The following is a 12,931-nucleotide window of genomic DNA, read 5'->3' as shown; positions in this document are numbered from 1 at the left end:
ATCGGGCTTGTTCGGGTGACATGGGGGTCTGGTCTCGACGACGGCTCGAGAACCGGTCATCGAGCTTGTCGAGATGACCCGGTTGCAGGTGCGGGTCTCGACGGGATCGACCATCGGGAGTTCTTGCTTGTGCGTTTCACGTGAAACAGTTTGGGTGTGAGCGAGGAACGTGGGGACGTGGGTGGTCTGGGCGAGCTCGACCCTCGGGCGGAGAAGGTCTTTCCGGCCGATCGGCTGGAGCTCGCGGAGAGGTACGCCGCCTGGCTGGCCGATGCGGGGGTCGTACGCGGCCTGATCGGGCCTCGAGAGGTCCCGCGACTGTGGGATCGGCACATCCTGAACTGTGCTGTGCTGGGGGAGGTGATCCCCGAGGGCATCGCCCTGGCCGACATCGGCTCCGGAGCGGGGCTGCCGGGTCTGGTCCTCGCGATCGCCCGCCCGGACCTTCAGATCACGCTGATCGAGCCGCTGCTGCGGCGTACGACCTTCCTCGAAGAGGTGGCCGAAGACCTCAGGCTCGAGAACGTCACGGTGCTGCGGGGGAGAGCGGATGCTTTCCACGGCGCGCTCGGCTTCGACGTGGTGACGTCCCGAGCGGTCGCCGGCCTGGACAAGCTGCTCGACTGGTCGATGCCGCTGGTTGTTCCCACGGGGTCGCTCATCGCGATGAAGGGGTCGAGCGTCGAGGCGGAGATCGATGAAGCCGGCCCGACGCTGAAGAAGTGGGGATGTGCGCCGCCGACCGTCTCCGAGCTCGGTGTAGACGTTTTGGAGACGACAACTGTCGCGGTTCGGGTGGTTTGGTCGGATCCCGCACGGGTAGATTGGCCGCCGGTCCCGAAGGGCGGTCAGAAGAGGTCCAAGGGCGGACCCCGGAAGAAGCGCCGCCGCTAAGGGTGGTCGAGCTTGTCGAGACCACATGATTCCGTACGGGAAGCGTCATCTCGACAAGCTCGATGACCGGCGACCAGCGACGACAGAGGATGAGGAAAATGCCGTACGACGACGAGAGCTCACAGAACGCCGTTTCACGTGAAACCGACGAGCCGGTGTCGATCAGGCTCCGTACGGCCGGTGACATCGCATCTCTCGAGAACGACTTCACCACCGAAGCGACGCCGCTGGCCGCTGCCGCCGAGCACACGCTCCTGGCTCGCGGGGCGGCGAGCAACCGGCCACCGATGCCGCGCCCGGCGAGCACGCGGGTGATCGTCTCCGCCAATCAGAAGGGCGGCGTCGGCAAGACCACCTCCACGGTGAACATCGCCGCTGCTCTGGCCCAGCTCGGTCAGAAGGTTCTGGTCATCGACCTCGACCCGCAGGGCAACGCCTGCACCGCGTTCGACGTCGATCACTATCAGGGCACACCGGGGACGTACGAGGTCCTGGTCGAGGGCGCATCGCTCGACGACGTCGTCGTGCCGGTACCGAAGCTCGCCGGTCTCGACCTCGTGCCGGCGACCATCGATCTGGCCGGAGCCGAGGTCGAGCTCGTCGAGGAAGACGGTCGTGAGCAGCGACTCAAGGAGGCACTGGCCAAGTCGCCCCGTGTCGGTGACGCGGAGGACCGATGGGACTACGTCCTCATCGACTGCCCGCCCTCGCTGGGCCTCCTCACCGTCAATGCACTCGTCGCGAGCACCGAGGTGATGATCCCGATCCAGGCGGAGTACTACGCGCTGGAGGGTCTCGGGCAGCTCCTCAGGACCGTCGAGATGGTGCGTGCCGCGCTGAACCCGACGTTGCGGGTCTCCTCGATGCTGATCACGATGTACGACGCCCGCACCCGGCTCGCGTCACAGGTCGCCGAGGAGGTGCGCGAGCACTTCGGCGACACGGTCATGCGCACCTTCATCCCCCGCGCGGTGCGCGTGTCCGAGGCGCCCTCGTTCGGGCAGACGGTGATGACGTACGACCCGGGCTCGCCCGGTGCGCTGAGCTATCTCGAGGCCGCCAAGGAGCTCGCCAAACAGGGCGAGCAGAGGTGATCGAGCTCGTCGAGATCACCTACAAAGCAGCACAGAAACTGACATGAAGAATCCCGGTGGTCGAGCTTGTCGAGACCACCATCAGCAGCATGGAACTGACATGGGGGACATCCAGAGATGAGCAAACAGCCGCCGAAACGTGGTCTCGGACGAGGTCTGGGATCGCTGATTCCGACCGCTCCGGCAAGTGGCGGAAGTGAGTCGGCCGACAGTGCTCCTGTCCAGTCGGACGTCCGTCATTCGGACCTTTCCGCTGGAGCGACTTCCGGCTCATCCGTGGACCCCAGGTCCACCGACTCGGCGGAAGGCCGCCAGATCGAAAATTCGGATCTGGCGCCCGTCGACGGTGCATATTTCGCGGAACTGCCGGTCACGCAGATCCACCCCAACCATGTGCAGCCTCGTCAGGTCTTCGACGAGGATGCGATGGCCGAGCTGGTCCATTCGATCAACGAGATCGGTCTTCTGCAGCCGATCGTCGTCCGGAAAGTGGCCACCGACTCCTACGAGCTGGTCATGGGGGAGCGCCGCTGGCGCGCGACTCAGCAGGCCGGCCTCGAAGTCATCCCGGCGATCGTCCGCGAGACCGACGACACCGACATGCTCCGGGATGCGCTCCTGGAGAACCTGCACCGCTCCCAGCTCAACCCGTTGGAAGAGGCGGCCGCCTACCAGCAGCTGCTCAACGACTTCGAGTGCACCCACGATGAGCTCGCCCAGCGGATCGGCCGTTCGCGGCCGCAGATCTCCAACACGATTCGGCTGCTGAAGCTGTCGCCCTCCGTGCAGCGCCGTGTCGCCGCTGGTGTGCTCTCGGCCGGTCATGCACGTGCGCTGCTCGCAGTCGACGGCGAGGCGCAGCAGGACAAGCTCGCGCAGAAGGTGGTGGCGGAGGGCATCTCCGTACGCGGCCTCGAGGAGATCGTCGCCCTCGGCGACCCTGACGGCGACGCCTTCGCCACGCCGCGCGTGAAGCGCGCCAAGCCGAGTGCTCCTGGGCTCAAGGAGATCTCGGACCGGCTCTCCGACCGCTTCGATACCCGCGTCAAGGTCGATCTGGGGCGCTCCAAGGGAAAGATCACCGTCGAGTTCGCCACGCTCGACGACCTGCGTCGGATCGTCGAACTGATGTCGCCGGCTGCTGACGAATCAGTTTAGACATCAAGCGATAAAGCGTTTTGTCGACAAATAGATGTGAAGCGGTGATCGAGCCTGTCGAGACGAGCCTCAGCGCCAGAGCGTCTCGACAAGCTCGACACGGTTCCCTGGTCATCGAGCTTGTCGAGATGACTTCCTGACGAGGGATCGACAAGCTCGAAAGCCCGATCTCCGGGGATGTCGGCCAACAACATGGCCAAAAATCTTCTCTGAGAGCCACTGAGAGGCTCGTCAGCCGTGGCTCATGGCGACAGATGTTGTCCAGATCTTGCTCTGAGAGCCTCTGAGCAAAGCTCGATCCCCGGTTTCGCGGTGACTCTTTGGGCGAGGCCTCGACAAGCTCGACCTCCGGATGCGCTACTGCGTGTTCGTCGAGGGGTGCTCGGCGCCGCGGATGGGAAGGCCCGGGATGGGGCCGGTCGCGCCGAACGTCTCCAGCAGCTCCATCTCGGCCTCGATGACGCCCGCCAGGCGGCGTACGCCTTCCCGGATCCGCTCCGGGGTGGGGTAGCAGTAGGAGATCCGCATCGAGGAGGCGCCGAAGCCGTCGGCGAAGAAGCCGGTGCCGGGGACGAACGCGACTCGAGCGGTGACCGCGCGGGGCAGCATCGCCTTGCAGTCGATGCCGGCGGGGAGGGTCAGCCAGACGAAGAAGCCACCGTCGGGCTTGGTCCACGTGCAGGACGCGGGCATGTAGGCCTCGAGCGCGTCGAGCATGGCGTCGCGACGCTCGCGGTACATCTCCCGCATCTGCTTGATCTGGCCCTGCCAGTCGTGGTTGGAGAGATACGCGGAGACGGCCATCTGGTTGAACGGCGGCGGACAGAGCGTCGCCGACTCCTGGGCGAGGACCAGCTTCTCGCGGATCGCGGAGGGGGCCAGCGCCCAGCCGACCCGCAGGCCGGGGGAGAATGTCTTGGAGAAGGAGCCGAGGTAGATGACCCCAGGATCCTGGGCGCGCATCGCCGGACGCGGCTCGTCGTCGAAGCCCAGAAGGCCGTACGGGTTGTCCTCGAGCACCAGGATGTCGTGGCGCCGGCAGATCTCGAGGATCTCGGTGCGGCGCGCGGGCGTCATGGTGACGCCGGTCGGGTTCTGGAAGTTGGGGATCGTGTAGAGGAACTTCACCTTGTGGCCCGAGGCCTTGGTGGAGACGATTGCCTGCTCGAGCGCGCTGGGGATGAGCCCCTCGGAGTCGACCTCGGCGTGCACGATGTCGCACTGGTAGCCCTTGAAGACACCGAGCGCACCGACGTACGACGGGGCCTCGCAGATCACCACGTCGCCGGGGTCGCAGAAGACCCGGGTGACCAGATCGACGGCCTGCTGGGAACCGACGGTCACGACGACGTCGTCGGGGTGGGCCTCGATGCCCTCCAGGCGCATGACGTCGCAGATCTGCTCGCGCAGCCTGGGGTCGCCCTGGCCGCCGCCGTACTGCAGCGCGGTCGGGCCTTGGGTCATGACCAGGTCCTTGATCGAGTCGCCGACCACGTCCAGCGGAAGGCTGGAGATGTTGGGCATGCCGCCGGCGAGCGAGACCACCTCGGGTCGGGCTGCCACGGCGAAGAGGGCCCGGACCTCCGAGACCGTCATGCCTGCCGTGCGCGCCGCATAGCGGTCCGCGTACGGGTCGAGGCGGGATGATGTTGCGCGCTGGGGAAGATCAGTCATGGTGTCACCATCATGAAGGATCGCATACGCTGGTGACAGACCCTTAACCCAGGATCAAGGGTGAGACATGGCACGTCGCGTACTTCCGTTGACGCTGGATCTCTTCGCCGAGGTCCCGGCGCCGTGCCGTGCCTGCCTGTTCTGGGAGCGCGACCCGGTCGGCCATCGCCGCGTCGACTCCGCGCAGACGGTCGAAGTCAAGGAGGCCTGGATCTCCGAGGTGCTCCGCGAATGGGGATCGTGCGGGCGGGTGGCCGTGATCGACGGTACGCCGGCGGGTTTCGTGCTTTACGCGCCGCCGGTCTTCGTGCCGCGGGTGGCCTCGTTCCCCTCCGGACCGGTCTCGTCCGACGCCGTCCTGATGACCACGGTGTGGATCGATCCGCGCCGCGCCGGCGGCGGGATCGGGCGGATGCTCGTCCAGGGCATGGCCCGCGACCTGGTCCAGCGGGGCCAGTTCAAGGCGATCGAAGCCTTCGGGGACGTGGGACCGTTGAGCGGCATCCACGGCCGGCGCTGTGCCGCGCCAGCGGACTTCCTGAGCAGGGTGGGTTTCAAGACCTATCGAGAGCATCCGACCGTGCCGCGGATGCGGATGGACCTGAAACAGACCGTCACCTGGATCGACGACTTCGAGACCGCGTGGGAGCGGCTCCGAGAGGTCGTACGTCCGCGCAGCCATCCCTCCCCAGCCTCCACCGAGCTGCACCGCGACGGCGAGTGAATGTTTCATGTGAAACGGTGGTCGAGCCTGTCGAGACCACCTCCACTCCCGGTGGTCGAGCCTGTCGAGACCACCCCCACAAGTGACGTCTCGCCCGACGCAAGTGACGTCTCGCCCGACGTACCTGACGTCTCGGCGAAATGACGATGGCGCGCCACCCGACAGGTGGCGCGCCATCGCGTGACAGCTGGTGTCAGCCGATAAACTCCTGCAGCTCCTTGAGGAGCGCAGCCTTCGGCTTGGCGCCGACGATGGACTTCACGACCTCGCCGCCCTGGTAGACGTTGATGGTCGGGATGCCGGTCACGCGGTAGGTGGAGGGGGTGACCGGGTTCTCGTCGACGTTCATCTTGGTGAAGGTGACCTTGTCACCGTGCTCGCCGGCCAGCTCCTCGAGGATCGGGGAGACCTGGCGGCAGGGGCCGCACCACTCGGCCCAGAAGTCGACCAGGACCGGCTTGTCGGACTTCAGGACCGTTGCGTCGAACTCGGCGTCGGTCACGGCGGTCATGTTGTCAGCCACGATGGGATCCTTCTTGGTAGGGACGATTTGAGGAAGTCTGTGGTCAGAACGCTGGGGCTGTGTCGCACATTCCCGGCGCCCGGTCATCGAGCTTGTCGAGATGACGACCAGAGTAGCCGCGGCGTTCAGGCCGAGACGGCAGCCGCCTCGGCGTGGGCCTGGTGAGCGAGGAACTTCTCCGCGTCGAGCGCGGCCTGGCAGCCGGTGCCGGCAGCGGTGATCGCCTGACGGTAGACATGGTCGACCAGGTCGCCGGCGGCGAAGACGCCCTCGATGTTGGTGGCGGTGGTGCCGTCCTTGGTGAGGACGTAGCCGTCGTCATCGAGGTCGACCTGCCCGGTGAGCAGCTCGGACCGCGGGATGTGGCCGATGGCGATGAACAGGCCGTTGCACTCGAGGTCACGCAGCTCGCCGGTCTTGGTGTCCTTGACGGTGATGCTCTCCACGGAGAGCTCGCCGTTGATGGACTCGACCACGGAGTTCCAGGCGATCTCGAGCTTCGGGTCGGCGAAGGCGCGCTCCTGCATGATCTTGGAGGCGCGCAGCTCGTCGCGGCGTACGAGCAGGGTGACCGAGGAGCCGAAGCGGGTCAGGAAGAGCGCCTCTTCCAGGGCGGAGTCGCCGCCGCCGACCACCACGATGGGCTTCTGGCGGAAGAAGAAGCCGTCGCAGGTCGCGCACCAGGAGACGCCCTTGCCGGAGAGCTCGTCCTCGCGGGGCAGGTCGAGCTTCTTGTAGCCCGAGCCGGTCGCGAGGATGACGGACTTCGCGTAGTGGGTGTCGGTCGCGGTCTTGATGACCTTCACGGGACCCGTCAGGTCCATCTCGATGACGTCGTCGGGCTCGAGCTCGGCACCGAAGCGCTCCGCCTGGGCACGCATGTTGTCCATCAGCTCCGGGCCCATGATGCCGTCACGGAAGCCGGGGAAGTTCTCCACGTCGGTGGTGTTCATCAGGGCACCGCCGGCGGTCACCGACCCCTCGAAGACGAGCGGCTGCAGTCCGGCGCGGGCGCTGTAGACCGCTGCGGTGTAGCCCGACGGGCCGGAGCCCACGACGATCACGTTGCGGGGGTCGGTCGGGGACGACGGGGTCGGCATCTTGAAGGCTCCTCAGGTGTGGCTGGCGAACTGCACAACAGATCGTAGGCCACGTACATTCCAGGACCCTGAACGCCGAGACGTCATGCCTCAGGTAAGCGGAACGCCGAGGACCTCGATCTCCTTGACCTCGGCGCGGTAGCCGCCGTCCCCGGTCGGGAGACCGGTCAGCCAGACGAGCACGTAGCTGCCCTCGGGAGCGCCGTCGAGCTTGATCTCGCCCTCGGCGCCGACGCTGCCCTTGGCTGCGGGGGCGCCCTTGGGATCACCGGTCCACGGTGAGTCGCCGACGTAGACGCTGATGTCGGTCGGCTCGCCCACCATCCGGAACTTCAGCGAGTCGACGGCATAGTCGCCCTTGAGGTTGAGCACGACGCCGATGCCCGGCTTGAGCGAGCGCGGGCCGTCGCCGATCTGGTCGTTGTAGGTCGAGGTGCGCCAGTTGGTGGCGGGATCGTCCTTGCCGTCGACGACGCCGCCGACGAGATCGGGATACTCGATGGGCGGGTTGCCATGGGGGTCGAGGTCCTTGGCGGTGATGCCCTTGATGGGGGTCGGCTTGGCCTCAGCGGGGGTGTCGCCGCCGTTGTTGCTCGTGCCCGGGCTCTCCGCCGTCGTGTTGGGGTCGTCGTTGACGATGTTCCAGGCGATCGAGCCGGCGATGAGCACCAGGACCACCAGGCCCACGACCATCGCGACGCGAAGCCAGTTGGTGCCGGGCTTCTGGTCGTAGTCCGGCTCTTCGGCGATCGGCACGTTGGCGCCGGTCCACGGGCCCTGCCAGCCGTTGTAGGAGGCATCCGGGGCCACCGGGCGCCGGGCGGCCGGAGTGGCCTGCTGCGCGCGCTGCGGCGCCACGTAACCCGGTGTCTCGTCGGCGAAGAGCGGCTTCGACGGCGTCGGATCGTGCATCGGCGGCGGGGACGACGGCCGCTGACGCTGCGGGCGTACGGCATCGGGAGCCACGCCGATGGCGTTCGACGCCGCCTGTGCCTCGACCGGCGACGCCTGGGTCGGCGGAGCCATCGCCTGGGTCTCCTCGCTGACGGCCGAGGGCCGGTTGAGCGGCGCTGTCGGCTCACCGGAGAAGCCGGCGAGCGCGGAGTGCAGCTCGGCCGCGGTCAGCGGCGGCATGTCCGCGCCGCTGCCCAGCACGCGGTCGCACAGGTCGTCGAGGGGACGCGGCACGCCGGCGCGTACCTGTCGGGGGCGCAGCACGCGGCCGTGGTCACGCGGCGCCGGAGGCATCGAGGAGAGCGTCTCGCCGGCCCACTTGCCGGTCAGGGCGGCGTAGAGGACACCGACGGCGTCGACGCGGTCACGCCGCTGGGAGTCACGGGTGTCGGGGTCGATCCCATGCAGCGCGGCGTCGACACCGAAGCCGATGACGCGCACAGCGCCGAGATCGTCGAGCAGCACGGCCTCGGGGTTGAGCCTGCCGTGGGCGTGGCCCTGATCATGGGCCAGGACCAGCAGGTCGGCGACCTCGGCGGCGATCCAGGCGGCCTGCTGCGGCGGCAGCGGGCCACCGGCGGCCAACGCGTTCTCCAGGGACGAGCCCTCGCCCCACTCGTTGACGACGTACGCCACCTCGTCGGTCTGGGCGGCATCGAGGACCCGCAGCATCCGGGGGTCACCGACGGCGGCGGAGTTGCGGGCGGCGGCCATCAGCCGAGGCGCACGCTCGTCGCGGGCATCGAGGACATGCACCGCAACCGGGCGGCCGAGCACCGCATCCTGGGCGCGCCAGAAGCGTCCCTCACGGGACTCGCTCAGCAGATCCGTCAGCTGGTATCTACCGGCGAGGACGTCGCCTGATTGCGTGAACTCCATATCGGAACCATTCTTTCAGACCGTGCCAGACAGTGCGGCGGCTGATCCGATGGTGGTCAGCGACGCAACCGTCGGGCAACCTGTTGCACCATCGTGGTCAGCTCCTTGACCTGGGCAGCCTGCGCCCCGAGGAGCAGCATGCCGAGATGCAGCGCCCCGACGATAGCGGCCCCGATCAGCGCCAGCATCATCGTGGGCTCGTCGTTGATCCAGCCCAGACCGGTGCGCAGCAGCCAGGCGGCGCTGGCAGCGACGAGCGTCACCAGCACCAGCCGAGCGAGGAAACCGAGCAGGCCGCGACCGTCCAGGTCGCCGAGGGTGCGCTTGAGGACGACGTACGAGACGACGGAGCCCACCAGGTAGGCGATCGAGTAGGCGCCGGCCAGCGCCGGGGCGGTGTACTCCGCGGAGACGGCCCGGGTCAGCAGCAGCGCGGCGACGATGTTGGTCGTGGCGACGGCGCACTGGATGAAGAAGACGGTGCGGTTCTGCTCCAGCGAGTAGAAGCCGCGCAGCAGCAGGTAGTGGATCGTGAAGAAGACCAGTCCGACCGCGAAGACCGAGAGCGTCGGGGCGTACTCCTTGAACGCGTCGGCGCCGGCGCCGTAGCCGAACAGGATGTGCGCGATGTCCTCGGAGAGCACCGGGATCAGCGCAGCGATCGGGATCACGATGGCGAGCGCGTTGCGCAGCTGGTGCGAGAGCGTACGTCCCAGCTCGGGCAGCTCCCCGGCCGCGCCGTAGCGCGAGAGCAGCGGCAGGATCGCAGTCGCGAGGGAGACGGTGATGATCGAGTGCGGCACTTGGGTGACCAGGAAGCTGTTGGAGTAGACCGTGTAGCCGGTGCCCTCGGCTTCCGACCCGTTTCCGGCGAGCCTCACCACGATCGTGTATGCCACCTGGTTCACGATCACGAAGAGCACCGTCCACACGGCCAGTCGCCCGGTGTGGGACAGACCCGCTCCGCGGAAGTCGAAGCGCGGCCGGAAGCGTACGCCGGTCCGGTGCAGCACCGGGAGGAGCAGCAGGAACTGGAGCACGATGCCGAGGGTGGAGCCCAGGCCCAGCAGCATCTCCTCGCCGGGCGAGTAGCCGCCGGCGTTGGAGGGGCCGAAGACGACCAGGTAGAGCACCAGGGTCGAGATGGCGACGATGTTGTTCGCGATCGGCGCCCACATCATCGGTCCGAAGCTGCCGCGGGAGTTGAGCACCTGCCCGACCAGCACGAACATGCCGTAGAAGAACACCTGCGGCAGGCACCAGCGGGCGAAGTCGATGGCCGACTCGAGCTGGGCGGCGTTCTCGGGTTCGTACCAGTTGGCGCCGAGGTAGAGCCGCATCAGCCACGGAGCGCCCAGCACCAGGACGATGGTGACCACGCCGAGGAAGAGACCCGCCAGCGTGATGATCCGGTCGGTGTAGGCAGTCCCGCCGTCCGCGTCGTTCTTCTGCGCCTTCACCAGCTGCGGCACGAGCACCGCGTTGAAGACGCCGCCCGCCAGCAGGATGTAGAGCATGTTGGGGACGGTGTTGGCGATGTTGAAGACATCGGCGTGGAACCCGGAGCCCAGGGCCGCGACCAGGAGCGCTGAGCGGATGAACCCGCTGGCCCTGGAGAACACGGTGCCCGCGGCCATCACGGCGCTGTTGGCCAGGACCGAGCTTCCGCCGGACTTCTGCTCGGTGGCTGTCACAACACTCCCGTAGACGTACGTGCTTTCTTGGCTTTCATGATGCGCCGGGTGAGCCGGACCGCGATCGCCGCGAAGAGTAGCGCGCAGCCGGTGCCGACGAACCACCAGATCACACCGCTCACCTGAGAGGGGCGGATGGGTACGGAGGCGTGCCCGCCCAGCGGGTTGCCCTTGGTGTCGGTGACCACGATCAGGGCGGTGTGGGTGCCGGTGTCGCGCATGCTCGCCGCGAGGTTGAAGCTGGCCTTCGAGTTGGCGTCGAGCTGGACGGGCTCGGAGGTCGCGACCCGCAGCGACTCGTCGGTGATCGCGTCCAGGCGCACCGTGACCGGTTCGTCGAGCTCGTTGCTCAGGGTGACCTGGAACTCTCCGCCCTTCATACTGGAGAGGATCACCTTCGGAGGCACGCTGACGGTGATCGAGCTCAGCTGGGCCCCGACGTAGGTCAGTGCATCGGCGGCCGCGTCGGTGTAGCCCCGGCGGGCGGAATAGGACGTCGAGGTCAGCGCCTCGTTGAGGATGTCGGCGGCGACCTCGTCGTTGTGCGTCAGGACGCGCTGCAGCATGTCGCCCGCGCCGATGAGCTCGTTGGCGGTCCGGATCCGGTCGGCCGAGATCTCGGCCCTCATCTCGCGGCGGGGGTAGCGGAGCTTCTCGGCGGTGACCGACGTCGGCTTGTGCCCGGCGACCGCCTCGGGCAGCGTCGAGGACGAGATCCAGGCGGCCTTCGTCCAGGGGGCGACGTACGAGGCCGCGTCCTGCGGAGGCTGCCAGCCGTCGGGGAGGAGCGCCACCAGCGGTTTGCCGGAACCGCGGAGCAGAGCTGCCTCGGCGACGAGGCGCTGGCGTACCGAGATCGCATCGGTGGGGTCGTTGGGCCCGGGTCCGCCGGCGGCCGCCCCGGAGGAGGTCACGATCATCTCGTGACCGTCGAGGTCGGCGATGACCGGCGTGGCACCGCGGAACATCTTGTCGCTGACCAGGTTGACCGCACCCGGCTCGAGCAGGTTGACCGCCGCGCGGTCGAGGTAGCCGGTCGGCGGAGCGACGGCGGAAGTCGCCTTGATACCGAGCTCGGCGAGCGCCTTGGTCGTCTGCTTGCGGGCGCTGGCCAGCAGGTCGGGATCGCTGGTGGCGAGCGCGGACAGGTCGGGGTCGGCGTAGGGAAGGGCGAGCACGTTGTGGCCGGCGAGCGCCTTCTGGAGGCGGCTCAGCCAGGCCGTCGCGGCCTCCTGCGCGTCCTGGGCCTCCTCGCTGGTCGGTGCTTCGGCATCGGCGTCGGCGCTGGCCGAAGGGCTCGGCAGCAGTGCCGACGCGGAGGGCGAAGCGCTCTGGCTGCCGCTCTCCTCAGGATCCTCGACGGGCTCATCCGTCGGCGCCAGGTTGCGCGCCGGGTTGCCTTCGGCGAGGTTGCGTACGGCATCGAGCAACGCCGGGTCGACGGCCCAGGTCAGGTCGGGCATCTCCGCGCCGGTCTCAAGCATCCGGTAGAGCCGCCCGCCCACTCTGAGGTCACGAGTCCAGCCGGGGAGGTAGCTCACGCTGCCGTCGGCGTCGTAGACCACGCTGCGCCGCAGCGGCATGACCAACGAGACCTTCTCGGCCTTGGCCGGCTTGTTGGGCTCCTTGACCAGCGGAAGGAAGGTGCGCGCGCGACCGTCGGCGGTCTTCGGCGTGGTGGCGCCCAGCGCGTGGACCCCGAACCAGTAGACCCCGGCCTCGGTGACCGGCAGGAGCTTGCGCGGCACCGTGAGCGACCACGAGTAGGTCTCGCCAGGTGCGAGGTCGGGGATCTCGGCGTACGCCCCCTCGGCCACGATCCGCTCGCCGACCAGAGCGTCTGCAGGCAGCTCGGCCGCCTCGGCAAGATCCTCGGAGGTGGTGATCGGCGTGTTGCCGATGAACGGGTAGACGTTGACCCCGGCCCACTCCTCCTCGGTGGTGTTGGCGACCTTGCCGCGCACCGTGATCCTGCCCTTGGTGCGGCCGTCGAGGCTGACCGTGTCGAGCTGGTCGATGCTCACCGCCAGCGGGTCGGTCTCCTCGACCTCGTCCACAGCCTGGGCCGGAGCGGCCAGCGTGGTAGCCGACAGCGTCAGCAGAAGGGGTGCCAGCAGCGTCAGGACGAGTGCGATGACGACTCGTCCGCGCGGCCGTGGCGGCCTCGCCTGGTGCTGGCGGACTGGCATGACTTCGAGAATATCTTTCCGGGGGTACGGTCCTCGTAGACTGCGGCG

General features: G+C 67.9%; 10 protein-coding genes. 4 read left to right on the top strand and 6 right to left on the bottom strand.

Annotated elements, in window-relative coordinates:
- Nucleotides 1-156: 156 nt before the first annotated feature.
- The 3 genes from rsmG (at nucleotide 157) to IEY84_RS09320 (ending at nucleotide 3,146) form a co-directional block, all read left to right on the top strand.
- Nucleotides 157-894, top strand: a complete 738-nt coding sequence (rsmG, locus tag IEY84_RS09330) for a 16S rRNA (guanine(527)-N(7))-methyltransferase RsmG (RefSeq protein ID WP_229788529.1) — start codon at nucleotides 157-159, stop codon at nucleotides 892-894.
- 287 nt (nucleotides 895-1,181) lie between these two features.
- Nucleotides 1,182-1,988, top strand: coding sequence for a ParA family protein (locus IEY84_RS09325; protein WP_183543338.1), 807 nt, complete (start codon nucleotides 1,182-1,184; stop codon nucleotides 1,986-1,988).
- Nucleotides 1,989-2,105: 117 nt separating this feature from the next.
- Nucleotides 2,106-3,146 carry a ParB/RepB/Spo0J family partition protein gene (locus IEY84_RS09320; protein WP_183542388.1) on the top strand — a complete coding sequence of 347 codons (1,041 nt, stop codon included), beginning with the start codon at nucleotides 2,106-2,108 and terminating at the stop codon, nucleotides 3,144-3,146.
- 357 nt (nucleotides 3,147-3,503) lie between these two features.
- Here the strand turns inward: IEY84_RS09320 and IEY84_RS09315 are convergent, their stop codons facing one another.
- Nucleotides 3,504-4,820 (bottom strand): aminotransferase-like domain-containing protein, encoded by a 1,317-nt coding sequence (locus tag IEY84_RS09315; RefSeq protein WP_183542386.1) that lies wholly within the window; start codon nucleotides 4,818-4,820, stop codon nucleotides 3,504-3,506.
- A 67-nt stretch (nucleotides 4,821-4,887) separates the two neighbouring features.
- Between IEY84_RS09315 and IEY84_RS09310 the strand changes: the two genes are divergently transcribed.
- The gene (locus tag IEY84_RS09310) at nucleotides 4,888-5,544 is read left to right on the top strand and encodes a GNAT family N-acetyltransferase (protein ID WP_183542384.1); all 657 of its coding nucleotides are present in this window, start codon (nucleotides 4,888-4,890) and stop codon (nucleotides 5,542-5,544) included.
- A gap of 193 nt (nucleotides 5,545-5,737) precedes the next feature.
- Here the strand turns inward: IEY84_RS09310 and trxA are convergent, their stop codons facing one another.
- The 5 genes from trxA to IEY84_RS09285 form a co-directional block, all read right to left on the bottom strand.
- On the bottom strand, nucleotides 5,738-6,067 hold the full coding sequence (trxA, locus tag IEY84_RS09305; RefSeq protein ID WP_292653202.1) for a thioredoxin: 330 nt from the start codon (nucleotides 6,065-6,067) through the stop codon (nucleotides 5,738-5,740).
- A 125-nt stretch (nucleotides 6,068-6,192) separates the two neighbouring features.
- Entirely contained in the window at nucleotides 6,193-7,167 is a 975-nt protein-coding gene (gene trxB / locus IEY84_RS09300; protein ID WP_183542382.1) for a thioredoxin-disulfide reductase, read from the bottom strand.
- Nucleotides 7,168-7,257: 90 nt separating this feature from the next.
- Nucleotides 7,258-9,000, bottom strand: a complete 1,743-nt coding sequence (locus IEY84_RS09295) for a protein kinase family protein (protein ID WP_183542380.1) — start codon at nucleotides 8,998-9,000, stop codon at nucleotides 7,258-7,260.
- A 56-nt stretch (nucleotides 9,001-9,056) separates the two neighbouring features.
- Complete coding sequence (gene murJ, locus IEY84_RS09290; RefSeq protein WP_183542378.1) at nucleotides 9,057-10,694, bottom strand: murein biosynthesis integral membrane protein MurJ; 1,638 nt, start codon at nucleotides 10,692-10,694, stop codon at nucleotides 9,057-9,059.
- Nucleotides 10,691-12,883, bottom strand: coding sequence for a DUF6049 family protein (locus IEY84_RS09285; RefSeq protein ID WP_183542376.1), 2,193 nt, complete (start codon nucleotides 12,881-12,883; stop codon nucleotides 10,691-10,693). Before IEY84_RS09285 ends, murJ begins: the two co-directional genes overlap by 4 nt.
- Nucleotides 12,884-12,931: the final 48 nt, after the last annotated feature.

The organism is Nocardioides albus (genome assembly GCF_014648255.1).
Classification (GTDB): domain Bacteria; phylum Actinomycetota; class Actinomycetes; order Propionibacteriales; family Nocardioidaceae; genus Nocardioides; species Nocardioides albus.
This window is presented reverse-complemented; position numbering and strand designations above follow the sequence as displayed.

Coding starts and splice junctions, on each gene's coding strand:
- IEY84_RS09325 (WP_183543338.1), top strand. CDS start 1,182: ATGCCGCGCCCGGCGAGCACGCGGGTGATCGTCTCCGCCAATCAGAAG.
- IEY84_RS09320 (WP_183542388.1), top strand. CDS start 2,106: ATGAGCAAACAGCCGCCGAAACGTGGTCTCGGACGAGGTCTGGGATCG.
- IEY84_RS09315 (WP_183542386.1), bottom strand. CDS start 4,820: ATGACTGATCTTCCCCAGCGCGCAACATCATCCCGCCTCGACCCGTAC.
- IEY84_RS09310 (WP_183542384.1), top strand. CDS start 4,888: ATGGCACGTCGCGTACTTCCGTTGACGCTGGATCTCTTCGCCGAGGTC.
- trxB (WP_183542382.1), bottom strand. CDS start 7,167: ATGCCGACCCCGTCGTCCCCGACCGACCCCCGCAACGTGATCGTCGTG.
- IEY84_RS09295 (WP_183542380.1), bottom strand. CDS start 9,000: ATGGAGTTCACGCAATCAGGCGACGTCCTCGCCGGTAGATACCAGCTG.
- IEY84_RS09285 (WP_183542376.1), bottom strand. CDS start 12,883: ATGCCAGTCCGCCAGCACCAGGCGAGGCCGCCACGGCCGCGCGGACGA.